This is a genomic window from Frankia sp. CcI49, from assembly GCF_001983215.1.
Classification (GTDB): domain Bacteria; phylum Actinomycetota; class Actinomycetes; order Frankiales; family Frankiaceae; genus Parafrankia; species Parafrankia irregularis.
Genome location: NZ_MOWP01000001.1, coordinates 111,196 through 135,832 on the forward strand (window position 1 = coordinate 111,196; position 24,637 = coordinate 135,832).

16 protein-coding genes are annotated in these 24,637 nt (G+C 70.0%); 5 read left to right on the forward strand and 11 right to left on the reverse strand.

The genetic code is table 11. The features are described from left to right. Positions 1–220 precede the first annotated feature (220 nt). Together CcI49_RS00410 and CcI49_RS00415 are read right to left on the reverse strand one after the other, a co-directional pair. The gene (locus tag CcI49_RS00410) at positions 221–1,309 is read right to left on the reverse strand and encodes a LacI family DNA-binding transcriptional regulator (RefSeq protein ID WP_076823617.1); all 1,089 of its coding nucleotides are present in this window, start codon (positions 1,307–1,309) and stop codon (positions 221–223) included. After that, on the reverse strand, positions 1,306–2,790 hold the full coding sequence (locus tag CcI49_RS00415; RefSeq protein WP_083749225.1) for a GH1 family beta-glucosidase: 1,485 nt from the start codon (positions 2,788–2,790) through the stop codon (positions 1,306–1,308). Before CcI49_RS00415 ends, CcI49_RS00410 begins: the two co-directional genes overlap by 4 nt. 96 nt (positions 2,791–2,886) lie before the next feature. Between CcI49_RS00415 and CcI49_RS00420 the strand changes: the two genes are divergently transcribed. Continuing rightward, on the forward strand, positions 2,887–4,077 hold the full coding sequence (locus CcI49_RS00420) for an RNA-guided endonuclease TnpB family protein (protein ID WP_076823618.1): 1,191 nt from the start codon (positions 2,887–2,889) through the stop codon (positions 4,075–4,077). A gap of 36 nt (positions 4,078–4,113) precedes the next feature. Here the strand turns inward: CcI49_RS00420 and CcI49_RS00425 are convergent, their stop codons facing one another. The 3 genes from CcI49_RS00425 to CcI49_RS00435 all read right to left on the reverse strand — a co-directional run bounded on the left by CcI49_RS00425 (position 4,114) and on the right by CcI49_RS00435 (position 7,385). Beyond that, positions 4,114–4,977, reverse strand: a complete 864-nt coding sequence (locus CcI49_RS00425; RefSeq protein ID WP_054564349.1) for a carbohydrate ABC transporter permease — start codon at positions 4,975–4,977, stop codon at positions 4,114–4,116. After that, entirely contained in the window at positions 4,974–5,981 is a 1,008-nt protein-coding gene (locus CcI49_RS00430) for a sugar ABC transporter permease (protein ID WP_054564348.1), read from the reverse strand. Before CcI49_RS00430 ends, CcI49_RS00425 begins: the two co-directional genes overlap by 4 nt. 129 nt (positions 5,982–6,110) lie before the next feature. Next, on the reverse strand, positions 6,111–7,385 hold the full coding sequence (locus CcI49_RS00435) for an extracellular solute-binding protein (RefSeq protein ID WP_198955423.1): 1,275 nt from the start codon (positions 7,383–7,385) through the stop codon (positions 6,111–6,113). 394 nt (positions 7,386–7,779) lie between these two features. On the opposite strand from CcI49_RS00435, the gene CcI49_RS00440 reads away from it, so the two are divergent. Continuing rightward, complete coding sequence (locus CcI49_RS00440; protein WP_054564347.1) at positions 7,780–8,928, forward strand: ATP-binding cassette domain-containing protein; 1,149 nt, start codon at positions 7,780–7,782, stop codon at positions 8,926–8,928. A gap of 125 nt (positions 8,929–9,053) precedes the next feature. On the opposite strand, the gene CcI49_RS00445 is transcribed toward CcI49_RS00440, so the two are convergent. Further along, positions 9,054–9,938 carry a helix-turn-helix transcriptional regulator gene (locus CcI49_RS00445; protein WP_235497509.1) on the reverse strand — a complete coding sequence of 295 codons (885 nt, stop codon included), beginning with the start codon at positions 9,936–9,938 and terminating at the stop codon, positions 9,054–9,056. A 162-nt stretch (positions 9,939–10,100) separates the two neighbouring features. Here CcI49_RS00445 and CcI49_RS00450 point away from each other — a divergent pair, with 162 nt between their 5' ends. Then, positions 10,101–11,558: an MFS transporter gene (locus CcI49_RS00450; protein ID WP_076823619.1), complete on the forward strand. Its 1,458-nt coding sequence runs from the start codon at positions 10,101–10,103 to the stop codon at positions 11,556–11,558. Between the two features lie 86 nt (positions 11,559–11,644). Here CcI49_RS00450 and CcI49_RS00455 read toward each other — a convergent pair whose 3' ends face one another. The 4 genes from CcI49_RS00455 to CcI49_RS00470 form a co-directional block, all read right to left on the reverse strand. Further along, complete coding sequence (locus CcI49_RS00455; RefSeq protein WP_241839833.1) at positions 11,645–14,101, reverse strand: endonuclease/exonuclease/phosphatase family protein; 2,457 nt, start codon at positions 14,099–14,101, stop codon at positions 11,645–11,647. A 268-nt stretch (positions 14,102–14,369) separates the two neighbouring features. Then, positions 14,370–15,002 carry a class I SAM-dependent methyltransferase gene (locus CcI49_RS00460; protein ID WP_054564346.1) on the reverse strand — a complete coding sequence of 211 codons (633 nt, stop codon included), beginning with the start codon at positions 15,000–15,002 and terminating at the stop codon, positions 14,370–14,372. Further along, positions 14,999–16,339: an acyltransferase gene (locus CcI49_RS00465; protein WP_076823621.1), complete on the reverse strand. Its 1,341-nt coding sequence runs from the start codon at positions 16,337–16,339 to the stop codon at positions 14,999–15,001. Before CcI49_RS00465 ends, CcI49_RS00460 begins: the two co-directional genes overlap by 4 nt. Beyond that, the gene (locus tag CcI49_RS00470; protein WP_054564344.1) at positions 16,336–17,937 is read right to left on the reverse strand and encodes an AMP-binding protein; all 1,602 of its coding nucleotides are present in this window, start codon (positions 17,935–17,937) and stop codon (positions 16,336–16,338) included. Before CcI49_RS00470 ends, CcI49_RS00465 begins: the two co-directional genes overlap by 4 nt. A 282-nt stretch (positions 17,938–18,219) precedes the next feature. Between CcI49_RS00470 and CcI49_RS00475 the strand changes: the two genes are divergently transcribed. Together CcI49_RS00475 and CcI49_RS00480 are read left to right on the forward strand one after the other, a co-directional pair. After that, complete coding sequence (locus CcI49_RS00475) at positions 18,220–19,005, forward strand: phosphosulfolactate synthase (protein WP_076823622.1); 786 nt, start codon at positions 18,220–18,222, stop codon at positions 19,003–19,005. Continuing rightward, positions 18,998–19,402, forward strand: a complete 405-nt coding sequence (locus CcI49_RS00480) for a VOC family protein (RefSeq protein ID WP_054564342.1) — start codon at positions 18,998–19,000, stop codon at positions 19,400–19,402. The genes CcI49_RS00475 and CcI49_RS00480 overlap by 8 nt, the downstream gene beginning before the upstream one ends. Here CcI49_RS00480 and CcI49_RS00485 read toward each other — a convergent pair. Next, positions 19,368–24,500, reverse strand: coding sequence for a diguanylate cyclase (locus tag CcI49_RS00485; protein ID WP_076823676.1), 5,133 nt, complete (start codon positions 24,498–24,500; stop codon positions 19,368–19,370). The two genes, CcI49_RS00480 and CcI49_RS00485, sit on opposite strands and share 35 nt — an antisense overlap. Between the last annotated feature and the right edge of the window lie 137 nt (positions 24,501–24,637).

Below are 24,637 nucleotides of genomic sequence, written 5' to 3' on the forward strand. Positions count from 1 at the left end.
GTGACTCCCCGTGGTCAGCGGTCAGGCGCCGTCAGACCGAACCGTGGGAACCGATCCACCTCCTGCGCGGTGCGGAATGCCGCTGACCATGCAATCACGCGACTGAGGCGGCGTTTCGGTTGTTCTGCTCTCCGGAACGGTGACGTGCGTTTCGTTACTCTTCGCGACGAAGCGCGGGGGGCGGTCGCAGGGCCAGGCCGAGAAGGCCAGGCCGCGGAGGTCAGGCCGAGGAACGGATGACCAGCTCGGTCGGGAGCACGACCGCGGACGGATCCGCGTCGGCCCCGGAACCGGAACCGGCCCCGGCGCTGTCGTTGATGCGCCGCAGCAGCAGGTGCACCATCTCCTCGCCGAGCCGCTCCACCGGCTGGCGGATCGTCGTCAGCGGCGGGTCGGCGTACGGCGCGAGGGCGGTGTCGTCGAAGCCGACCACGGCGACGTCGGTGGGAATCCGTCGCCCGGCGGCCCGCAGCGCCTGCAGCGCGCCTAACGCCATCAGGTCGGAGGCCGCGAACACGGCGTCCAGCGTCGGATGCTCGGCGAGCAGCCGTTCCATGGCGGCCCGGCCACCCGCCTCGGTGAAGTCGCCGGTCGCGATCCAGTCGGTCGACCCGGGCAGGCCGGCCGCCTGCATCTCCTCGGTGTAGCCGCGCAGGCGGTCGACACCGACGCTCATGTCCTGCGGGCCGGCGATGGTCGCGATCCGGCGCCGCCCGGCCGTGACCAGGTAGCGCACCGCCAGCCGTGCGCCGCCGACGTTGTCGGCGTCGACCGAGTCGACCCGGTCGTCGGTCAGCAACCGGCCGGCCATGACCAGCGGCACGCCGGCTTTCGAGACCGAGGTGGCCAGCTCGTCGTCGCCGTGCAGCGAGATCAGCAGCACCCCGTCGACATGCCCGTTGCCGACGTAGCGCAGGGCCCGGTCACGCTGCGGGTCGCCCTGGATCTGGATCAGCACCAGCTGGAGGTCGGTGCTGGTCAGCGCGTGGTTCACGCCCCGCAGCATGCTGGCGAAGAACGGGTCGGCGAAGACGGTGTCCGACCGTTCGTGCATGATCAGCGCGATGGTGTCCGTCCGGCGGGTGACGAGGCTGCGGGCGGCCCGGTTGGGCACGTAGCCGAGCTCGGCGATGGCGGCGTTGACGGCGTCGCGGGCCTCGGGGGAGACCCGCTCCGAATCGTTGACCACCCGGGACACCGTCGCCCGGGACACCCCGGCGAGCTCGGCGACTGCCTCCAGGGTCGGCGCCCGCCGCTGCTGCTGTACGGCGGCGGCGGGCGCGTCCGGGGCGGCGTGTTCAGGCGTCACGGATTCCCGTTCGTCTTTTCGTCGGCGGAAGCGTTCATCCCGCGGTGCTCCCGGATGAGCCGCGAGTACCACAGGCCGCTGGACTTCGGCGTACGTGTCAGCGTTTCGAAGTCGACGTGCACGACGCCGAACCGCATCCGGTACCCCTCCGCCCATTCGTAGTTGTCGAGCAGTGACCAGACGAAGTATCCCCGAACATCAACACCGTCCTGGGTCGCCTGCCGGACCACATCGAGATGACTCGCGATGTACCGCAGGCGTTCCGGGTCGTGCACGGTGCCGTCCGCCGCCACGGTGTCGGCGTACGCGGCGCCGTTCTCGTGGATGTAGAACGGAACCCCGGGATAGTCCCCGCCGAGCCGGTGCAGCAGCGCCAGGAAGCTGCCCGGACGGACCGGCCAGCCCAGCTCGGTCACGTCGTCCGTGGTGACGACCCTGGTCACGTTGTCGGCACCGGCGAACGGTGTCGGCTTCGGCGACGGATCCGGTCCCGGCGTCACGATGTGCGGCGCGTAGTAGTTGACGCCGATCCAGTCCACCGGCGTGGAGATGCGGTCCAGGTCGCCGTCCTGGATGGGCAGCTCCGCGCCGGCGCGGGAGAAGTCCTCGATCACGTCGGTGGGGTAGGTGCCGTGCAGGATCGGGTCGAGCCAGAGGCGGATCTGCTGCCCGTCCACCAGCCGGACGGGTTCGTCCGCGCCGGGGATGTCCTCGAGGCCGGGCGGCGGCTCGGCCGGGATCAGGTTGAGGGTCACGCCGACGTCACCGGCACCGCGCTCGCGCACCACGGCCGCACCCAGCCCGTGGGCGAGCAGCAGATGGTGCACCGAGCGGACGGCGGCGGTGGCGTCCTGGACGCCGGGCGCGTGCCGGCCGGTCAGATGGCCCTCGAACGCCGAGCACCACGGCTCGTTGAGCGTCGACCAGTGCCGGACCCGGTCCCCGAGCGCGCCGACGACATGCTCGGCGTAGTCGACGAAGCGCAGGGCCGTGTCCCGGTTCGGCCAGCCGCCGGCGTCCTGCAACGGCTGCGGCAGATCCCAGTGGTAGAGCGTCACCCATGGGTCGATGCCGGCACCGAGCAGCTCGTCGACGAGCCGGTCGTAGAAGGCCAGCCCACGCGGGTTGACCGGGCCCGAACCGGTCGGGACGACCCGCGGCCACGCGACGGAGAACCGGTAGGCGCTCAGGCCCAGCCGGGCCATCAGCGCGACATCCTCGGGATACCGGTGGAAGTGGTCGGTGGCGACGTCCCCGTTCTCGCCGCCCTGGACCTTGCCGGGGGTGCGGGCGAAGACGTCCCAGATCGACGGCCCCCGCCCGTCCACGTCGTAGGCGCCCTCGATCTGGTAGGAGGCCGTGGCGGCGCCCCAGACGAAATCCGCCGGCAGGCCGGCGGCGATCCGCGTCGCCAGCTGGTCTGCGGTCGCCAGTTGGTTCGCCGTCGCCGGGTCTGCTGTCCGAACAGGGGTGTGGGTCATCGGATTTGCGCCGTGGATACTCCGGCCCTCAGGCCGGAGAGGAAACGGTGCCCCACGCTGGAACGCATGAGCGAATCCCTTCTGTAGAATAGGATCATGTCCCGCTATCGGCTTGTTCCGGCACCCGAACAGGTCGCCGGACTCGAAGAGCACTGCGGGCATGCACGGTTCGTGTGGAATCTGTGCGTGGAACAGCAGTCGTGGTGGACCCGCTACCGGGGTAAGGCGCCATCCCATCTGGAACGGTGCCGGCAATTGACCGACGCGCGCGCCGCGTTCGACTGGCTCCGCGCCGGATCGCAAACCGTCCAACAGCAGGCCCTGCGGGACTACGATCAAGCTCTGCGGAACTTTTTCGGTGGCTCCCATCAGCGGCCGACCTTTCGGAAACGCGGCCAGTCCGAAGGTTTCCAGATCGTGGGGAAGAACGCCCGGGTCGAAAAGCTGAACCGGCGCTGGTCCCGATGCTGGATACCGAAAGTCGGCTGGGTGAAGTTTCGGCTGTCCCGGCCTGTTCCCGACTTCAAGTCGTACCGGATCACCCGTGACCGGGCTGGCCGCTGGCATGTCGCGTTCACTGTGGTCCCGGAGTCGATCCCGGCGCCGGGCACTGGTGAGGCGGTCGGGGTCGACCGGGGCGTAACGGTGTCCGCGGCGCTCAGTACCGGTGAGCTGCTGTCCTGCCCCGGGCTGCGGCCAGCAGAGGCCGCGCGGCTGGCGCGGCTGCAACGCCGCCTCGCCAAGGCGAAACGGGGCTCGAACCGGCGCCGCCGTCTCAAGGCCAGGATAGCCCGGCTGAAAGCCCGGGAAACCGACCGACGGAAAAACTGGGCCGAGGAAACCTCCACCGATCTCGCCCGACGCTTCGACCTGATCCGCGTCGAGGACCTGCGGATCGGGAACATGACCCGGTCGGCCCGGGGCTCGGTCGACCAGCCTGGCCGGAACGTGCGACAGAAAGCCGGGTTGAACCGAGGCATCCTTGCCAACGGCTGGGGCCTGCTCGTGCAGCGTCTGGAACAGAAAGCCCCCGGCCGAGTCGAACGCGTTCCGGCCGCTTATACCAGTCAGCGTTGCTCGGCCTGCGGGCATGTGGCGGCGGAATCGCGTGAGAGCCAAGCGCGGTTCCGCTGTGTCGCCTGCGGGCATACGGCGAACGCTGATGTGAACGCAGCAGTGAATATCGCGGCGGGACGCGCGGTGGCTGCGCGGGGAGGCACGCCGTTGGGCGTGCCCGTGAACCGCGAACCTCAACAACTCGCACCCCCTTCCCTGGTGGGTGTGTAGGAGTTGGAATCCCCCGCCTTCAGGCGGGGGAGGACGTCAACCTTTCACCGCGCCTTCCATGATTCCGCCGATGATCTGGCGGCCGAACAGGGCGAATATGACCAGAACGGGAATCGTGCCGAGGGCGGTGCCGGCCAGGACCAGAGTGTTGTCCCGGTAGTGGCCGGACGCCAGCGTGCTCAGCGCGACCTGCACCGTCGGGTTCTCGGCGTTGAGCACGATCAGCGGCCACATGAAGTCGTTCCACGCCTGCATGAACGTGAGCAGGCCGAGGACGGCCATCGCCGGGCGCAGCGCGGGCAGCGCCACATGCCAGTAGAGCCGCAGCGTTCCGCAGCCGTCCATGCGGCCGGCTTCCAGCAGTTCGTCCGGCACCGCCTGGATGACGCTCTGCCGCATGAAGACGACCCCGAAAGCGGTCACCGCGGTGGGCAGCACGACGGAGATCAGCCGGTTCCCCCAGCCCAGCTCCTGCATCTCGATATAGAGCGGGATGATGCCGAGCTGGACCGGCACCATCATGGTGGAGACCACCACGAGCAGCAGAGCGTTTCGGCCGCGGAAGTTCAGCTTGGCGAACGCGAAACCCGCCAGCGAACAGAACAGAAGAGTGCTCAGGGTGATGGACCCGGCGACGATGACCGAGTTCATCAGAGCCTTGCCGAAGTTGACCGTGTCGAAGACCCGGGCGGCGTTTTCGAAGAAGTGCCCGCCGGGCAGGAACGGCGGTGGCAGCTGGCCGACCACGTCGTTGGTCCGGGACGGGATCATGAAGGTCCAGTACACCGGGAACGCGGAGATGATGACGACCGCGAACAGGAGCGGATAGCGCAGCGGGCCGGAACCCTCGCCGGAGCCGCGGGTGGAACGGCGGGTGGAGCCGCGGGTGAAGCCGGTCACCGGGATCCCCCTGTGAGTCGGGATGTGCCACGGGTCACGAAGTAGGCGCCCGCGGCCAGTGCCATGGTCACCAGGAACATCACCCAGGCGATGGCGGAGCCGTAACCGAAGTTGTGCAGCCGGAAGCTCTCCTCGTAGAGCAGCAGCGCCAGCGTCTGGAACTGGTGGCTGTTGCCGCCGGAGACGCTGCCCGGCGAGTTGTCGAACAACAGCGGCTCGGTGAACAGCTGTATCTGCCCGATCACGGAGATGAGCGCGGTGAAGGCGATGGTCGGGCGCAGCGCCGGCAGGGTGATGTGCCACAGCTGGCGCCAGGTGCTGGCACCGTCCATGGCGGCGGCCTCGAAATGCTCCTTGGGGATCGCCTGCATCGCGCCGAGGTAGATCAGCGCGTTGTAGCCGGTCCATCGCCAGATGACCATCGACGCGATGGCGATCTTGGATGTCCACTCGCCGGCCTGCCAGTTGATCGGGTCCAGGCCGACCGTGTCCAGCAGCCAGCTGATGAGGCCGAACTGGCGGCCGAAGATCTGGCTGAACACGATGGTCACCGCGACGATCGAGGTGATGTTCGGCAGCAGGACGCCCATCCGGAACAGCGTGCGCGCCCGCAGCCGGGTGTTCAGGATGTGCGCGAGGATCAGCGCGAACGCCAGCTGGGGAACCGACGACATCGCCATCAGCAGGAAGGTGTTGCCGACAGCGTTCCAGAAGAACTCGTCCGAGAACAGGTCGGCGTAGTTCCCCAGGCCGATGAACTTCGCGGCACCGGGGCGGAGCATGTCCCGGTCGGTGAGCGAGATCCAGGCGGTGTAGACCATCGGGAAAAGCCCGAAGGCCGTGAAGATGACGAAGAACGGGGCGATGAGCCAGTAGGGGACCGTCGCGCGCCCGACGCGCCGGAACGTGCTGTGCGGCCTGGGTTGCCGCTGGGGCGCCTCCCGCGCGGCTGGCGCGGATTCGGCCGCGCTCTCCGTCGGGTGCGCGGGGGTCGCGATCGTCATCGGCAGCTCCCTCTTTTCCGCTGACAGGGCCCACGGGCTGTTCGCCGTCCCGAACGACACCGGCTGGGACGGTGCCGTTCGGAACGGTGCTGTTCGGGTGGTGCCGTGGTGTTGTTCGGGTCTCAGGCCTCAGCGGGCGGCGCGTTCCGCCTCTTCGACCGACTCGGAGAAGGCCTTGTCGGCGGCCTGGTTCTCCTGCTCGATGCGCTGGATTCCGTGTTCCATCGCCTGCCGGATGGCCCCGTGCTTCGAACCCTGGTACTGCGGCTCCAGGCTGATCGCGGACTCGCCGAAGATCTTCCCGGTGGGCGCGTCATCGAAGAACGGGTTGGTGAAGGACTGCACCGCCGAGTCCTTGATGGAGGTGACGCTGGACGGGAAGTTGCCCGTCTCCTTGAAGATCCGGGTCTGCTGCTCCGGCGCGGTCAGGAAGGAGACCAGCTCGTAGGCCAGGTCCTTGTGGTCGCTCTGCGCCGGAATCGTCAGCCAGGAGCCGCCCCAGTTGCCGCTACCCCCGGGAATCGAGGCGATGTTCCACTTCCCGGCCGTCTCCGGCGCGTTCTCCTTGATGTAGCCCTGCATCCAGGCCGGGCAGGTGATCGTCGCGAAGGTGCCTTCCTTCATCGCCGTGACCCACTCGTCCTCGAAGGCGACCAGCCCCGCGGACAGACCGTCCGAGATGGCCTTCGCGGTCGCGTCGAAAGCGGTCTTGACCTTGGGGTTCGACCCGACGATCACATCGGATGTCCCGGTGGCGTAGTAGCTCTCGTCGAGCTGGAAGATCTGCGCGTTGTAGATGTTGGTGCCGGCGTCGAAGAACTTCACCCCGGTGTTCTTCGCCGCGAAGTCACGGCCGGTCTTGAAGTAGGCGTCCCAGGTCGGCCAGAGCGCGCTGACCGCCGCCGGGTCGCTGGGCAGGCCGGCGGCCTCGAGCAGGTCGGTGCGATAGCACATCGCGAGCCCACCGACGTCGGTGCCGAGACCGACCTGGGTCTTGCCGTCCGCGGACAGCGACGCCGACCACTTGAACGCGGGGTAGTCGGCCTCCCGATCACTCGCGCCCAGGTCGTTCAGGTTGACGAACTGCTCCGGCGTCGCCTTCAGCTGCGCGATGAACCCCTCGTCGACCGCCTCGACGTCGGCGGCGCCGGAGCCGGCCGCCAGGTGGTTCACCAGGTTGTTGTGATGGTCGTTGTACTCGCTGACGGTCTCGACGATCTCGACGTCGGGGTGGCTGGCCTCGAACTCCTTGTACAGGTCCGTGTACCCGAAGACGCCGAACGTGTTGATGGTGAGCTTGGTCTTCCCTCCGTCGTCGCCTCCGCAGGCGCTGGTGGTGGATAAGACCATGGCCAGGACGGCCGTCCCGGCCATGGCCATAAGGCGGCCCTGCCGTGCCCTCATGAAGCCCTCCCTCTGGCTTCACACTCACCGCACTGATCGCGTGTGAGCGCTCTCATGGCTTCGAAACTGTGGGCCCCGGTTACGTCGCTGTCAAGTATTGGTCACTGGTGGATGTACATAAAACTTTCTGTGTCGGTCTGACTACCTGAAGGAGTTGGCGCCGAGTGCCGCCGAAGCTCTGGACGGGCCAGGCCGCTCGTGCGAATCTGGGGCCTCGGTGCGTCGACAAGGGCGTCGGAACCTCCCTCTCCGAACGTCCACCACGGCCGGTCGCGCGCCGTGGCCGCGCTGCGTCCTGCGTCGGCCGTGCCCTGCGCGGGCTGTGTCCAGCGCGTGGGTCTGTGTCCTGTGCGGGCTGCGCTGAGCGTCAGCGTCCAAGGGAAGAGGGAGCCCCATGTCCACGATCGAGTTGCGTGACGTCACCCTGACCTACGACGACCGGCCGACCCTGGAATCGCTCAACCTCGTTGTCGAGGACGGGGAGTTCCTGGTCCTCATCGGTCCGTCCGGCAGCGGGAAGACGACCGCGTTGCGGATCGTCGCCGGTCTGCTCGCGCCGACCGCCGGTCAGGTCCTCGTCGGCGGCAGGGACGTCACCGACGTCCCGCCGGCGGACCGTGATCTCGCGATGGTCTTCCAGAACTACGCCCTCTACCCGAACATGACCGTGCGGCGGAACATGGAGTTCGCCCTGCGGCTGGCCAAGGTCGACCGCGCCGAACGCGACCGGCGGGTCACCGCTGCGGCCGAGATCCTCGGGCTCACCGACCTGCTCGACCGGCGTCCGAAGGCACTGTCCGGCGGCCAGCGCCAGCGCGTCGCGATGGGGCGCGCGATCGTCCGCCAGCCCCGCGCGTTCCTGATGGACGAACCGCTGTCGAACCTCGACGCCAAGCTGCGGGTGCGCGTCCGCGGCGAGATCGCCCGCCTGCAGCGCTCGCTGGGCACGACGACGCTCTACGTCACCCACGACCAGACCGAGGCGATGACGATGGCGGACCGCATCGCCGTGCTGCACGACGGGCGCCTGCAGCAGCTCGGCACACCGGACGAGCTGTTCAGCCACCCGGCGAACGTCTTCGTCGCCACGTTCATCGGCAGCCCGCCGACGAACCTCGTCCCGGGGCTGCTCTCGGAGTCGCCCGGCACCGGCTCGCTCGAGCTGCGGGTCGGCGACCAGACTGTGGAGGTTCCGGCCGCCATCCGTGCGGGCCTGGCCGCGCCGACGGGTACCGAGGTGACCATCGGCGTGCGGCCGCACGACGTCCAGACCGAGCCCCCGGCCGGCCCCGCGCTGATCTTCGACGTCGAGGTCGACCTGATCGAACGCCTCGGCACCGAGACCCTCGCCCACGGGGCGGTGCCGTCGGGCCCGCCGACCAGCCCGGAGACCTGCCGTTTCACCGCCGCGCTGGACCCTCGGACGCCCGTCACCAGCGGCGGCAAGCTCAGGCTCTACGCCGCCGTCGACCGGCTGCACCTGTTCGACGCCGCCACCGGCGACACCCTGCGCCGCGCGGCGGCGTTGCAGGCGGTCGCCTGACATTGCGCACAGCACATGCCCAGGCCTCGCCACCGTGGCCTGCGGGCCCGGATCCGATCTCGGATCCGAACTCGGGCCCGCGACGGCCGCGGCGCTCGCCGGGTGGGTGCCGGCCGGAGAAGGCTTCAGTGCTCGTGGCGTGTGGTGGCCGCCTCGGGATGTTCGCGGAGCCAGGCGATGCCCGCCCGGCTCTCGTCATTGATCGGGGTGTAGACGATCACTCGGGTGCCGGGCTGGTACGACAGCTCGAGGTTCGTGGAGCGGGTCGCGATGTCGGCGATCCCTGAGTAGCGGAAGATCTTGTTGCACGGCCGTGGCGGGACCACGTCATGGCTGGCCCACAACCGGGCGAACTCGGGGCTCGCCGCGCACAGGCGGTGGACGAACTCCTGCCATTCCGGTTCGCCGAGGTGCTGGGTGTAGCGATAGCGGAAGATCCCCGCGTGCTCGGCGGCCAGCTCCTCGCTGTTCACGATGGGGTTRCAGGCTGGCGGGGCGGTGAACGTGAACCAGATGGAGTTGCGCTCGCTGACGGGCGCGTTCGCCAGGCAGGGGACCAGCGCCGCGAAGGTGGCGTTGAAACTGAGTACGTCGGACCGTGCGTTCACCAGCGCCGCCGGCAGCGGGTCCAGCCCGTCGAGGATCGTGCGGATGTCCGCTGGGATGCCGGTGGTCTCCTCGTCCGCCGCGGGATGCGGCTGAGGCGTGTCGGCCAGTCGGTAAAGGTGCTCGCGCTCGGCCGGGCCGAGGCGCAGGGTGCGGGCGACGGCGTCGAGGACCTGCGGGCTCGCGTTGATGGGCCGCCCCTGCTCCAGCCAGGTGTACCAGGTGACGCCGACCCCCGCGAGCTGCGCGACCTCCTCGCGGCGCAGCCCCGGTGTGCGGCGGCGGGGCCCCGGCGGCATGCCGACGTCGTCGGGGGTGATGCGCTCGCGCCGACTGCGCAGGAAGAGGGCGAGATCCGATCGCCGCCGCTCGGCCCGCGGCCTGATCGGGAGCACGGGAGCCACCTGTGCCACCTGATCCACCTGAGGCACGGCAGCCGGCGTGGGGCTGGGCTGCGTCGTCACGTTCTCAGCGTGCCGGGCTTCGGCCCGGCGTGCCAGGTGCTGCCAGTACCAGTATCACGGGGCTCTCGTTACCAGTACCGACGCACGCCCAGGATGTTCCTCATGGTCAATGCACTGCGCAGTCCCGCCACCGAGGAACGGCGGACGCCGCCCACACCGCAGCGCGCCGCGGGCGCGCTGCTCGCCGTCCTTCTCCTCGGCCAGTTCATGTCCGTGCTCGACAACAGCATCGTGAACGTCGCCCTGCCGACGTTGCGGGCGGACCTGGACGTCTCCGGAGCCGGGCTGCAGCTGGTGGTCGCGGGCTACGCTGTGGCCTACTCGGTGCTGCTGATCACCGGTGCCCGGCTCGGCGGAGTGCTCGGCCATCGCCGGGCCTTCCACCTGGGCCTGGTCAGTTTCACCCTGACGTCGTTGGCGTGCGGTCTCGCACCGGGCACGACGTCACTGATCGTCTTCCGCTTCCTGCAGGGTGCCAGCGCGGCCCTGATGACGCCGCAGACCATGAGCCTGATCCAGCGGAACTTCACCGGTGAGGCACGGCTGCGCGCGCTGGGCTTCTTCTCCGCGATGATCGCCGGCGGTGTCGTCGCCGGGCAGGTGGCGGGAGGCCTGCTGGTCAGCCTGGATCTGTTCGGCGCCGGCTGGCGGACGGTCTTCCTGGTGAACGTGCCCGTCGGCCTGGCGCTGATGGTCGCCGGCCCGCGAGTCATCCCGCCGGATGAGCCGGAGGGCGACGTCGACCTCGACCTGCTCGGCCTCGTCATACTCGGCGCGGCCGTCCTGCTCTTCGTGATGCCGCTGATCCTGGGGCACGAGCTGGGCTGGCCGGCCTGGACCTGGGCCTGCCTGGCCGCGAGCGTCGTGGTGTTCGCGCTCTTCGTGTGGGTGGAGCGTGGCCTTGCCGCCCGCGGCCGGCGTCCGCTGCTGTCGGTGCGCATGCTGCGCGCTCCCGGGCTTCGCCCCGCCGCGGTCATGCTGCTGCTGGCGCCCGCGACGTGGGCCGGCTTCCTGTTCACGACCACGCTGCACCTGCAGGGCGACCTCGGGATGAGCGCGCTGAAGTCGGGTCTGGCGTTCGTCCCGTGCGTCGTGGCGTTCGGGGCGGTCGGGCTCAGCTGGCAGCGGGTCCCGGCGCGGTGGCACGCGAACCTGATTCCGGCCGGGTTCGCCGTCGCCGCCGTGGCCTACCTGTTCGTCGGCCCGCTCGCCGGTGGCGGCGTGGGTTACGAGCTGCTGACCGCGCTGATCGGGTTCGGGCTGGGAGTCATGTCGATCATCATGTCGGTGGCGCTCGAGGGGGTGGCACTCTCCGACGCGGCCGACGCGAGCGGGCTGCTGCTGACCCTGATGCAGCTCGGGCAGGTCGTCGGCGTGGCCGGCGTCGGCACGGTGTTCCTCACCGCCGTGGGCGACGGTGGGTCGACCCGCCACGCGGAGTACGGCACGGGCCGGGTCCTGGCCGCCGTCGCGCTGGTCGCGGTCGTCTCCGCGTTGCTGCTGGTGCGGGACCGCCGCCGCGGCCGGGTGGGCCAGGCGCCCGTGGCCGTTCGCCCGTGAGACGCGAAGGCGCCCGCCCCCGGTGAGGGGACGGGCGCTTTCGCACTACCCTGCCGCGAATGGGTGTTACTCGACGTCCATCAGGGTTACGGGACGTTCACCACGGGGCTGCCGGGGCGGCAGCGGTCGGGAAGCGGCTCGGAGCCACACCCGGTGAGGATCCGGATGATCTGCGGGTCGTGGTCGCTGGCCTGGTCGGAGAACTCGGCGTTGATGTGCACCACACCGTAGGAGTAGCCCTTGATGGTCGGGCTGATCAGGATGTGGTCCAGCGTCTGCGAGTTGCCGTCGAACACGTAGCTGTACCGCTCGTTCACGGGCAGGTCGTTGATCAGCGGCTTGAGCAGCGCACCGTTGTCGGTCAGCGTCGCCAGGGTCGGGCTGAACTGGTAGTCGTTGATGTCACCGAGCACGACCACGCGAGCGGTGTTGCCGCTCTTGGCGGCCAGGTCGGCGACGAAGTTGCGGACCTCGGTCGCCTGGCTGGTCCGCTGGGTCTCGGAGCTGCGGGCCGGCGGCTGCACCGCGGCGGTGAGCGGGTAGTCGCCGCCCTTGCTGTTGAAGTGGTTGGCGACGACGAACAGCTGCTTGTCCCCGTCGTACAGGAACTCGCCGACCAGCGGCTTGCGGCTGGTGCTCCACGCGGAGCTCGTCGGGTTGATGCGGCCCGGCGACGCCGACAGGTAGATCTGGTTGCTGGTCGGGCGCACCTTGAGCACGCTCACGGCCGTGTTCGCGTCGCCGCCGGCGCGGTCGACGAAGGTCGTCCGGGCCGGGTTGAACAGGAACACCTGGCGGATGTTGCCACCGGGGGCGCCGCCGTCCGTGCCGTCGTTCGGGTCGATCGAACGCCAGGCGTAGGTCGGGCCGCCGGCGGCCACGATCGCCGCGATGAACTTGGCGACGGTCTGGTCGGCGGCGACGACGCCGTCGTTGACCGTGCCGTTGTTGTCCTGGATCTCCTCCAGGGCGAGGATGTCGGGCTTGCCGAGGTTCACGACGACGGCCTCGGCCAGCCGCGCGAACTTGGCGTCGGAGTCACCGGCGGTGAGGTTCTCGACGTTGTAGGTGGCGATCGACAGGTCGCCGGTCTTCTTCGGCGGGGTGACCTTCTGCCGCTTGAGGCCGCCGTCGGTGATGGTGCCGAGGGTGGTGGCCTGGATGACGTACCCGCCGAACGACTGGTAGTCGACGACGCCGACGGAACCGGCCGCGAGGGTGGAGCCGACGTTCGCGGCGGGGGCGCCGTCCAGGGCCTGCAGCATCAGCCGGCCGCTGTTGGGGTCGTCGTAGGAGACGTACGCCGAACCGCCGCGCGGGGTCTGGTTCTGGGTCGGCTTCAGGGTGACCCACAGCTCGCCGAACTCGGTGTTCACCGGGCTGATGAGGCGGGTGTCCTGGGCGACGGTGACCCGCATGCCCTCGTGGATCTCCAGCCAGTCGAGCACGTAGGAGCTCGGCTCAAGCGGCTGGGCCTCGAGGGAGCCCGTCTTGGTGAAGGCGTCGGGGAAGCTGACGGGGATCGGCGCGGGAAGCGCGTTGCCGCTGCTCAGCTTGCTGGTGGCGATCGGTCCGCCGAGCTCGGTGAGCGACTGCGCGCCGGCGGCCGGGCGGTACTCGGTGACCCGGCCGGTGGTCAGCACCGAGTCGCCGATGGCGACGGCGGGTGAGGTGCTGCCGGTGAAGACGAAGATGCCTTCGCTGGTCAGCGGGTCGGCGTCGGCCGTCAGATCCTGCATCCAGTAGCCGCGGGAGCTGCCCGTGGTGCGGACGGCGGTCACGATGCCGGGCACGTTGGTGACGCTCTGGCCGACGATCGGGGAGATCCGGCCGCTGCCCTGGATGTCGTGGATCCGGGTGCTGCCGGGGGTCGGGCCGGTCGGGCCGCCGCCCGGGTCGTCGGTGGCGGTCACCGTGGTGCCGGCCGAGTTGGTGGCCTTCGGCACGCCCGCAGTGAAGTCGACCGAGTTGTTGTCGGTGTCGACCAGGGAGCCACTGCGGGCCCCGGCCGTGGTGTTGGTCAGCCCGGGCGCGGCGAGGGTCTCGACGTTGGCGGTGGCGCCGTAGCCGACGAGGTCCTTGACGTTCGGAGCGGTGGAGCAGGAGATGCCGCAGCCGACCAGCGGGATGGTGTTCGTGACCAGGGCGACGACGCCCGAGGTCGCGGACATCGGGATGCTGCCCGTCGCGTCGGGGGTCGGCAGGCTGAGCGTGCCGGCGGCGCCGGCGGCCTGCTGGACCAGATACCGGCCGCCGGCCGGGATCGAGCCGTGCAGGGCGGTCAGCTGGAAGACGGCACCCGCCGCCGAGGCGTACTGGATGGACCAGCCCTCGACGCTGATCGGGCTCGCCGTGAGGTTCGCCAGTTCGATGAAGTCGTTCTTGATGGTCGCGCCCGAGTTGCCGCCTCCGCCGTAGACGGCGGAGACGACGACGTCGGCCGAGAGCGCGTTCGCGGGACTGGGTAGGGCCGTCAGGGTGGCCGCGACCATAGCCGGCAGGCTCGCCGCCGTGATCAGGCGGCGTGCGCTGAGTTTTGCCACAGGTGTTCTGCTCCTCAGGGAAGATTCTCCCCAGGAGCATGGTGGGCTTCGTGACCTGGTGGAAGTGCGGTTTTAGGCGAACTGCCGCGATCGTCCTAGATGTTCCCCTTTTCTTTCCGGAGCGTTTCGCTTCTGGTGGGGAACGGTGTCGGCCCGGTGGGGATGCCGGCGGCATCCGCAGGGCTCTCGGCGGTGGGATTCCGCGTGCTCGGCTCCGGGTGCTCCAACTGCGGGTGCTCCAACTGCGGGTGCTTCAGCTGCGGGTGCTTCAGCTTCGGGTGATCGAGGCCAGCCAGGCGGAGACGCCCATCGTGTCGAACGTGATCTCCAGGGTTGCCGGTTCCACCGCGTCGACCTGCCAGCCGTCGGCGAAGCTGCTCCGGATCTCGTCCTGGCTGATCCGGCGGGGGCCGATGTCACCGGGAACCTGGTCGCTGAAGCACAGCATGTAGTAATGGCCACCTGGGTGGAGGACGGAGTGCAGGGCCCGGACGAAGGCCTCGCGGTCCTCGTCCGTCAGCACATGGAACAGCCCGCAGTCGAGCACCGTGTCGAACCGCTCCTTCAGTTCGGCGAGCCGCAGTGCGTTCTCGACCCGGAACCGGGCGTGCAGGCCCCGTTCGGCGGCCTTGGCCTTGGCTCGCTCGATCGCGAGCGCGGAGGTGTCGACGCCGACCACGTCGAGCCCGAGGCCGGCGGCGAGCAGGGCGTGCTCACCGGTGCCACATCCGACGTCGAGGACCCGCCCGCGCAGTTGGCCGGCGTCCGCGAGCGCCTGGAAGGCGGCCTGGGGGCGGCCGATGTCCCACGGTGGGGTGCCCTGATAGAAGACGTCGAAGTCAGTGGGATGTCGTGGCCCGAGTGGTGGCAGGGCTCCGTCCGAACCTTCGAGGATGCTCATCCCTCGCGGACCTCCTTCGCGTCACCGATCAACCGTGGCCTGATCGTTACGTTGGGTGCCGGGACTGTCGAGGCTACGCGGGCAGGGGTCGCGCGAGCCGCCGGATCGCCGTTCTGGGGCGGTTGGCGGCGCATCGGACGGCCGGACACCACCAGACTCAACGGGGTGCGGCGGGCGAGGGCGACCAGCGCTGTCGACGCGGCCAGCGCGACCACCATGATGATCAACGTGGACAGGGGCGCGGGAAGCCTGCCGCGGAGCGAGTCGACGAGCGTGTCGACGAAGATCGGATGAACGAGGTAGACACCGAAGGACAACTCGGAGCCGATCCGCAGCAGCCGGTCCGGCGGTGAGGCCGCGATGCGCCGGGCAGCCCACAGCTGGCCGGCCGTGAAGAGACCGACCACGATCGCCGTGCCCCACACGATCATCACCGGCTGGAACACCGACGAGGCGAACGCGGGCGGGCGGCCGCTGCGCACGACGGCGGCGTACCACCCGGTGGCCGCTCCGGCGCCGCCCAGCACGATCAGCGGGACGAGCCGCCGGTGCCGGCCCGTCCAGGCCCGCACGGCGTCCAGCCGCATCGCCGCCACCGCACCCAGCACGACCCAGAACTGGTACGTCGGCAGCAGCGCGTGACAGTTCTCCCGCAACCAGCCGAGAACCCCGTGCCGCGGCGGGCCGTACTGGATCTCCTGCAGGATGCCGAACTGCAGCACGGCACTGGCGGCCAGCACCCGGCCCAGCGCGCGGCGGGCGCGGCGGACGAGCGTGAGCAACAGCGGCAGAACCAGGTAGACCTGCAGGGAGACCAGCAGGAAGTAGAGGTGGTAGTGCGCGTCGCCGCTGATCAGCAGCTGGCTGAGCTCGGCGAGGCCGGCGCGGAAGCCGTCCGTCTCCGCCCGGCCGACCACCGCCGACGCGCCGTACACCGCCGTCCACACGGCATAGGGCACGCCGACCAGCAGCAGCCGCCGCAACCAGAAACGGCGAAGGCCCGCGCCGCGCGGCGGCCGCGACGCGTAGCTGTGGACGAGTACGAAGCCGGTGAGAACGAAGAACGCCTCCCGGGTGAAATGCAGCAGCATCAGGGCCGCGTTGCCCGAATAGCTGCCGTTGTCGACGGTCCCGCCGGTCGCGTGCACGCCGATCACCGCGATGAACGTCAGCACGCGGACGACATCGGCCTCGTGGACGTGCCGGCCGCCGCCGGCCGGAGCACTGTCCGACCTGCTGCCTGCCGTGCTGCCTGCCGTGCTGCCTGCCGTGCCGCTGGAGGTGCTGTTCGGGGCGTCACCTGGAGCGTGCTCCGCGGCGCCGGGCGCGAGTGTCACGCCGCGCCGCGGCCGTCACCGGCCGCGTGGCCGCGGTCCGGCTCGGGGAGGTCCAGCAGGCGGCGCAGCACCTTGCCGGTCGGCCCGACCGGCAGGTCGTCGACGACCTCGATCCGGACGGGGCGCTTGTGTCGTTCCAGCCGCGTGGCGCACCGGCTGGACAGGTCGGCCAGCAGCTCGCGGGTCGATGCGGCCTCGCCGGCGCCGTTCCGCGTCGGCGCCACGGTCCGTCCCGTGGCCCGCCCCGAGGCGCTGTCGGCGGTGTGGTCGGGGGCGGCGGTGCGGTCGGCGAGCACGACCTGGGCGACGGGTATCCGGCCCAGGACGGCGTGCGGCAGCCCGAAGACCACGGCCGAGGTGACCCGGGGGTCCGCGAGCAGCACCTCCTCCACCTCACGGGGGAAGATCTTCTCCCCGCCCCGGTTGATGACGTCGTCGCGGCGGCCGACCAGGTAGAGGTAGCCGTCCTCGTCGAGCCGGCCGAGATCGCCGGTGTCGAGCCAGCCGCCCGCGCGGAACCGGTCGTTGCCGGCCTCGGTCGCGTAGGCGGAGATCACCCCGCCGCCGCGGATCTGTACCTGACCGGTCGTCCCGCACGGGCAGTGGCGCCCCTGCCGGTCGACGATCCGGATCTGCGTCCCGACGGCGCGGCCGACCGACCCTGGACGTCGCCGGCCGTCGAGCGGGTTCGCCGCGATCTGGCTCGCCGCCTCGGTCATGCCGTAGGTCTCGATCACGGGCAGCCCGGTGGCGGTCTCGAACGCCTCCAGCACGGCGACCGGCAACGGGGCCGAAGCGGACCGGACGAACCGCACCGTCCGGGTCTGCGCGGCGCTCGGGGCCGGCTGCCGCGCCAGAATGGCCAGAATCGCCGGGACCGCGTTGATCCAGGTGACGGCGTGGTTCTGGACCAGATTCCAGAAGCCCTGCCGGTGGAAGCGTGCGTCGAGCACCAGTTCGCCGCCGGCGACCAGGGTGGCGAGCAGGCCGACGACCTCCGCGTTCACATGAACCAGGGGGAGCGGGTTGTAACCGATGTCGGCAGGCGTCAGCCGGTGATGACGGGCGATCTCGGTCGCGACGTGGAGAAGCTGCCTGGCGCCGAGGAACACCTGCTTGGGAGTGCCGGTGGTCCCGGAGCTGGCCAGCAGGACACCGCCCGCGCGGGGGAACTCCATACTCCCGTTCGCGGTGTTGTCGTTCGCCATGACGCCGTTCGCCGTGACGACGAGGTCGGGTTCGAGACCGGCCAGTCGTTCGGTCAGATCCGGGGCTCCGGCCGGCACCGGAGCGGCGCAGCGGTCGCCGGCGACGGTGGCCAGGTAGGCGATGGCGAAGTCGAGCGGGTCCGCCACCGCCAGGGCGATTCGGCTGCCCGGGCCGGCGCCGTGCAGATCGAACACGCCCCACCAGCGGCGGACGGCGTCGGCCAGCTGCCGGTAGGTGATCTGGCCGCCGGTGCGCGCGGCGCGAAGGTAGACCTGGTCGGCGCTGGTCCGCGCACGTTCGTCGATCCAGCTGATCAGGGACTCGAGGCCGACCTGGTCACCCGCCGCACCGGGATCTTCATCGGCTGGCCCGTCCGTGCGCCTCGTCATTGCTGAGACAATTCACGTGCATCCTGAAGGCCGCGTTTGGGAAGTCTGAACGTCTACTGAATACCGCATCCGGGAAGTGGTCTGATATGCATTTATTCTGTGAATCTTCTGTGCTCCTTCTGTGTGCAGCTTATGAGGTTCTCGTTAAACCTGTCAGATTCTGTGTCATCACTGCCGGAGGCTGGTGTCGTGCACTGCATGCAGCCATCCTGAACTCTCCCCTCAGGATTTCTTCATCTCCCGGGGCGAAGGTCTGCCTCGACGGACCRGCGAAGGAGGAACATGTCTCGGACCGCGCTGCAGCTTCCATCACGGCAGGTGCGACCCCGTACCCGAGGTATCACCATGGTGATCGACAACGGTCTCCCGACCGGCTACTTCCAGGACGCGGTGACCAGTGCGGCGGACCTGGTCGACCTCGTCAAATTCGGCTGGGGGACGTCCGTTGTCACCGCCGACCTCGACCGCAAGATCGAGACTCTGCGGGCGCTCGGAATAGGCTACTTCTTCGGTGGCACGCTGTTCGAGAAGCATATCCTGCAAAATCGTTTTGACGATTTCCGTGAATTCTGTCACGGTCACTCATGTAGCCATGTAGAAGTCTCGAACGGGACGATCGACCTCTCCAACCAGGAGAAGTGTGCGTTCATCGGGAAGCTGGCCGACGATTTCACCGTGCTGAGCGAGGTCGGTTTCAAGGATGGTGAGCGCTCCGAACGGCTCTCCCCGTCACGCTGGATCGACTGTATTCGCGCGGATCTGGACGCCGGTGCCGAGCTCGTCATCGCCGAGGCCCGGGAAAGCGGGAGCAGTGGCATCTGCCGGCCGGACGGCCGGCTGCGCTTCGGGTTGATCGAGGACATTCTTGACGCGGGCCTTCCGGTCGACCGCCTCCTCTTCGAGGCGCCGACCAGGACCCTGCAGACCTACTTCGTGCGCCGGGTCGGGACGGAGGTGAACCTCGGCAACATCGCGCCGGCCGAGGTGATCGCCCTGGAGACGCTGCGGCTGGGGCTGCGCTCCRACACGATGCTCGACATCGGGGTGGAGGCCGGACCGCATGCGTGACCGCGGCGACACCTTCCACCTCGCCATTCCGGCCTTCGACCTGGACGAGGCCGTCGAGTTCTACGTCGGCCGGCTCGGCTGCAAGCTGGCCCGGCGTTACCCCGACCGGATCACCCTGGACTTCTTCGGCGACCAGCTTGTCTGCCATCTGTCCGAACGGCCGGCCGTGGCGGCGCCGCTCGGGCTTTACCCGCGCCATTTCGGGGTGACGTTCCGCCGGTCCGCGGACTTCGACCGGCTCCTGCGCCTGGTCGAGCTCCGCAAGATCCCGGTGTTCCAGCCGCTCGGTACCCGCTTCGAAGGCCTCGCGGAGGAGCATCGCACGTTCGTGCTGCGCGACCCGGCGGACAACCTCCTGGAGTTCAAGCACTACCGGGACCCGCGGATGATGTACTGAGCGCCGCCGGATGCGGGCGGGCGAGTACGACCTCGGCCCGGTTGCGCCCGCCTCGCTTCGCGCGGTAGAGCGCCGCGTCGGCGCATTCGACGAAGCTTGTGAGGTCGTCCCGCAGGGTGGGAACGAGCGCTGTCGTGCCGATGCTCACCGTCACGACCCGCGTGGCGGCCCTCGGGTGTGGCTCGGCCAGCGCCTCGACGGCCGCACAACAACGCCGTGCCAGCCGGGCGGCACCGGCGGCATTGGTGTCGGGCATGACGACGGCGAACTCCTCGCCGCCGTAACGCGCGGCGATCAGTGGCTCGCGCAGGCTGCGGGCGAGGCACTGGGCGACCAGCCGCAGGCAGTGGTCGCCGGCGGCGTGGCCGAAGTGATCGTTGTAAAGCTTGAAATGATCGATGTCGACCATCGCGAGGGCGAGGGGTGATCCCCGCCGCCGGGCCTGATGCCATTCGTGGTCGAGGATCTCGTCCAGCCGCCGGCGGTTGGCGAGCCCCGTCAACGGGTCGGTCACCGCAAGCTGCTTGAGCTGCCTGTTCGCGGCCGCGAGCTGCTGGGTGCGCTGATCCACCTTGCGTTCGAGCGACGCGTACATCAGGGCGTTGTCGAGCGAGACCGCCAGCTGGCTGGCAACAAGCATGATCCCTTCGAGGCGGTCCACCGAGAACGCGTGGCTGATCATGCGGTTCTCCAGCAGCAGCATCGCCCGGAGACGGCCGCGGATCGAGATGGGCACGGCGAGCAGCGAACAACGTTCATGCGGGCAGAAGCACGGGTCGCGGTGGAACCGCTCGTCGGTGGCGACATCGGTGACGACAACCGGCTCGCGGGTCCGTTCCGTGTACCAGACGACGGACGGTGGCAGGAGATGGCGCTGGCCGGCCTCCCGCAGGGTGATGGCGGGACCGGTGTCGGTCGTGACCGTCCAGGCCTTGCTCTCGTCGTCACGCAGCAGCAGGTGGACGTCGGTCGCCCCGGTCATCTCGGAGAGGATCCCCACGACCGTGGCCCGCAGGCCCGCCACGCTTGTCTCCGAGCTGAGCGCCCGCGACGCGGCGACGATGCCTCGCAGGTCGATGGTGCCCGTCGTGACCACCGAGCGTCCGTCCGCACGCCTCCTCGGGTCCCCGATGAGCAGTTCCTCGGCCGGTGGCCCGGTCCGCAGGCCCGGGGTTCCCCAGTCGAGCTGGTTGACCTTCGCGGTGGCGCCCCAGGCCGCGTAGACCCGACGGGTTCCGACCAGGAGCAGCCGCCCCGCCACCTCCAGGCCGTGGCTCAGGTAGAAGTGGGCGGCCTCCTCCAGGATCAGCGCGAGGTGCCACGGCCGAGACCGCGAGATGGCCTCCCGGTGCGCCGCGTCGAAGAAGTAGGAGGCTCGCTGGAAGTCGTCGGTGGCCCAGGCCCGTTCTGCCTGTGCCAGGTAAAGCAGGTGCAGGAAGTTGAAGGGCGCGTCGGCGGCGCGGGCGGCCAGCCAGGCGATCGTCTCGTCCAGTTCCTTCAGTAGATCGCCGGCCGGCACCCCGGCCAGCGGGTCACGGGCCGGTGGTCTCCCGGCCGGCGGGTGCTCGGTTCCCGGCCGCCGGTGCCCCGAGCGGATGCCCCGCGCCAGCGTCAGCACCCGCAGCAGACGGCCAGCGACGATCACGTAGCTTGCCTCGAACGGGGCGAGCAGCGGTTCCACGGCGGCGAGGTGCTCGGTCAGCTCGTCCGGGCGGTCGAAGACAGCGGCGGCGATCGCACTGTTGAGGTGGAAGTGCACGACGGCGACCGAGTTGCCGGCGATGAGGGAGAGCATGGCCGTCTCGTCGATGCCGCGCTCCTCGAGCTCACCGCGCAGAGCCGCCGCGAGCCGGCGGAAGGTGCTCACGGACTCCTCGGCCCGGTGGTTGCCGGTCCGGGTGGCCAGCGTCATCGCCACCTCGGCCTCGGTCGCGACGAGGTCGAGTGAGGTCGCGCAGTCCAGGAGGTTGAACAGCAGGCACTGGTGGGCCCAGCAGGCGGCCTGGTAGTCGCCGCTGCGAAGGAGCTCGTCCAGCGCCCGGCGGGTGGCGGCCAGATTCTGCTCGAGAGGCTCGAACCAGTGGCCGGATGTGATCAGGTAGTGGAACTCGGCCAGCCAGACCTCGGGCTCGTAGCCCCGCGCGTGGCCCACCGCGAGCAGGCGACGCAGGATGCGGTGGCCGGTGCGGTAGTCGGCTCGGTGCCTGACCGTCACTATCGCGGCATGGCTCGCCGGGCCCAGCAGGGCGCGGTCCGGGCCGTCCTCTGCCCACATCTGCAGTGTCCGTACGTTCAGCCAGGCCAGCATCGTGTGGTCGCTGAAGAACGCCGCCGGCGAGAGGGCATTGATCATATTCATGATGCTCAGTCGCACCCGGTCGACCAGCTCCGCGCGCCGCAGGTCATCGGCGTCGCTCGTGGTGTCGATCCATCGGTAGGCGGCGTCGAGGCCGCTGTCGATCTCCGCGTCCAGCTGCTCTCGGCCCGGGACGGTCAACCCGAGGCGCCGCAGCTGCTCGACACCGAGGTCGACCGCCTCGGCCGCACGCCGGCGATTGGTGAGGCTGCTGATCTGGACGACGGTCGGGGCCGTGCGCCGGAGCGGATCGGTGCACAACCGGTCGATGATCTCGTAGACCTCGTCGGCCTCCTCGAGCCGACCGAGGTCGCACAGGGCGGCGTGCCGTTCGATGTGGATGGCCAGCAGCTCGTCGACGTCGGACGGATCGAGAAGCGTCGCGGCGGCGGCCGTGTACCTCTCGACCTGGGCATGGTTGGACAGCACCTTCGCCTCGCCCGCTGCCCTTCGCAGAAGCGCCGACACCCGGCGCCGCTCGGCCGGGTCGTGGACCGCGCCGAGGACGGGCAGATACTGCTCTGCCGCCACGGAGAGATACTCCGCTTCCGAGTTGTTCGGGTCTTCTGGATCGCCGGCCAGGTTCCGGGCCAGCCTCAGGTGCGTCGCGTCCCGTGACTGCTCGCTGAGGCTGGCCAGTGCCGTCTGGCGGGTCCGGTCGTCCTGGAACCGCACCGACTGCCGTCCGCCGGCCGCGGTCTCGGAAACCAGCACCCCGGCCTCGATCGCCATGGCGAGCCGCTGTTCCACCTTGTCGATCGGCAGCGCGGCCGCGGCGGCCAGAAGATCCAGATCGGCATGGGCGCCCAGGCAGGCCACCGACGCGAGCAGATCCACGGCGACACCCGGCAGCCCGGCGACCCGGGCCGTCAGGAGTTCGGTGAAGTTGATCCGATGCAGGCGGTGGCGCAGTGCTTCCCGATCCCACCGCCAGCCGCCCGCGGCGAAGTGCAGAAGCTCCTCGTCGCGCAGGGTGTTGAGGAGCTCGACGGTGTCACGCGGATTTCCCCCGGCCGCCGGTGCGAGTATGCGTGCCAGTTCGGCCGCCGGCCCCGGCGCGACGTGCAGGATGTCCGCCACCAGCGCCGCCTGGGCCGTCGGTGGGAGGTTCTCCAGCCGCAGCTTGCGCGGTCCGCGCGGCTGGAGCAGCCAGCGACCTAGCTGTTCCGCCAGCGGGGTGGTGGCGCCGATCTCGCTGTCGCGGTACGCGCCGATCAACAGCAGCCCGTCGACAGCCGCGCTTCCACTGAAGATCGGGTCGAGGATGCCCATCGGGGTGCGGCTGGCCCACTGCAGGTCGTCCACGAAGCAGACCACCGGGCGCTCGGTCGAGGCGACGGCGCGCAGGATCTCGAGGCCGGTGTGCGCCGCGCGGGCTCGCCTCGTCATCACATCACCCGGCGCGGCCTGGACGTCCAGCAGCACCCCCAGCTCCGGCACCGCGGCGGCGGCCAGGCCCGCGTTGCGGCCCAGGCCATGGCGTAGCCGTTCCCGATACTCGGCCAGGCGCTCCTCGGGCTCGGCCAGCAGGAGCCGGCCGAGCGCCCGAACCGCCTGGAGGAAGCCGTTGTACGCCTGGTCGAGTCGGTGCTGGTCGAACTTCCCGGCCACGAACCAGCCGCCGTGACCGGCCGCGATCAGCCTCAGTTCGTCGACCAGGGCGGTCTTCCCGACCCCGGCCTCGCCGTCGACGAGGACGGAACGCGGGTGACCCGCCATGACCGCCAGGAAGGCGCCACGAAGCTCGTCGATCTCCTGGTCGCGGCCGATGAGCCTGGAGGACCTCAGCTGACGAGTCCACCGATCGTGGGCTCCGGGGCGGGCCGGCGGCGTTCCGCGGCGGACCAGGGCGAGGTCGTGCGCAAGCCCCTCGGCGCTCTGATAGCGATCATCGGGTTCCTTCTCGAGCAGGTGCGCGATGACCTTCGCCAGCGCCCGGGGCACAGTCGGGTTTCGCTCCGACGCCGGGACCGGCACCCGGGCCAGATGGTCGTGGATGATGCGCAGCGGGTCGTCCGCGCCGAACGGCGGCGCTCCGGTCGCCAGCTCGTACAGGGTCGCGCCGACGGCGTACAGATCGGCGCGCTCGTCGACGGGACGGCTGGTCCGGCCGGTCTGTTCCGGCGCGAGGTAGGGGACCGTGCCGACGATCGCGCAGTGGTGGGTGAACTCGCTGCGCGTCGACGTGAGCGTGGTGGCGAGCGTGAAGTCGATCAGCCACACCTCGCCGTCCGGGGTGGCCACGATGTTCGCCGGGCTGATGTCACGGTGCACGATGCCGCGGTGGTGCATCGCCGCGACCGCCCGGGCCAGCGACTCGGCGACGACAAGCAGCAGGTCCGGTTCGAGCGGCGTGCGCCAGGTGGAGAGTGCGGTGCCGCCGACGTCCTTCAGCAGGATCGATCCCGGGCTCTTCTTGCCTCCCAGCCCGAGCTCACCCGCCGCTCCGGACACGGACGCGGCCGCGGGCTCGGCGCGGGCGTCCGGCTCGATGCCCGCCTCGTGCTCGGCATCCGCCGCGGCGGCAAGCTGGACGACGCCCTCCACGCCGGTCAGCCTTCTGAGAATCTCCGTCTCATGCCGCAGCCGCCGGTTCGCGCCCCGGCCCAGCACCTCCTTGCGGATCAGCGGACCGGAGGGACCCGGCATCCGGGTCACCCGGGTGCGCTCGGACTCCGCGAGCACCACCGAACGGACCGGCGAAGGTGTCGGCGACCTGGGCGGATCCCGGCCCGGCGACATGCTCCGGGCTGTCCGCTCCGGCCGTTCGACGTCGCGCCAGACCTGCCCCACCCTGCCAGTCTGCCCCGCCGGTGCGCCGGGTATCGCGATGATCAGTTACCGCCCGCGAGGCCTTCTTTCTGCCCCGGAGTGCCTTC

Bases quoted from the DNA above. Each gene is read 5' to 3' on its own strand.
- CcI49_RS00440 (WP_054564347.1), top strand. From the start codon at position 7,780: ATGTCCACGATCGAGTTGCGTGACGTCACCCTGACCTACGACGACCGG.
- CcI49_RS00480 (WP_054564342.1), top strand. From the start codon at position 18,998: ATGCGTGACCGCGGCGACACCTTCCACCTCGCCATTCCGGCCTTCGAC.
- CcI49_RS00435 (WP_198955423.1), bottom strand. From the start codon at position 7,385: ATGAGGGCACGGCAGGGCCGCCTTATGGCCATGGCCGGGACGGCCGTC.
- CcI49_RS00430 (WP_054564348.1), bottom strand. From the start codon at position 5,981: ATGACGATCGCGACCCCCGCGCACCCGACGGAGAGCGCGGCCGAATCC.
- CcI49_RS00485 (WP_076823676.1), bottom strand. From the start codon at position 24,500: ATGTCGCCGGGCCGGGATCCGCCCAGGTCGCCGACACCTTCGCCGGTC.
- CcI49_RS00415 (WP_083749225.1), bottom strand. From the start codon at position 2,790: ATGACCCACACCCCTGTTCGGACAGCAGACCCGGCGACGGCGAACCAA.
- CcI49_RS00470 (WP_054564344.1), bottom strand. From the start codon at position 17,937: ATGACGAGGCGCACGGACGGGCCAGCCGATGAAGATCCCGGTGCGGCG.
- CcI49_RS00460 (WP_054564346.1), bottom strand. From the start codon at position 15,002: ATGAGCATCCTCGAAGGTTCGGACGGAGCCCTGCCACCACTCGGGCCA.
- CcI49_RS00420 (WP_076823618.1), top strand. From the start codon at position 2,887: ATGTCCCGCTATCGGCTTGTTCCGGCACCCGAACAGGTCGCCGGACTC.
- CcI49_RS00450 (WP_076823619.1), top strand. From the start codon at position 10,101: ATGGTCAATGCACTGCGCAGTCCCGCCACCGAGGAACGGCGGACGCCG.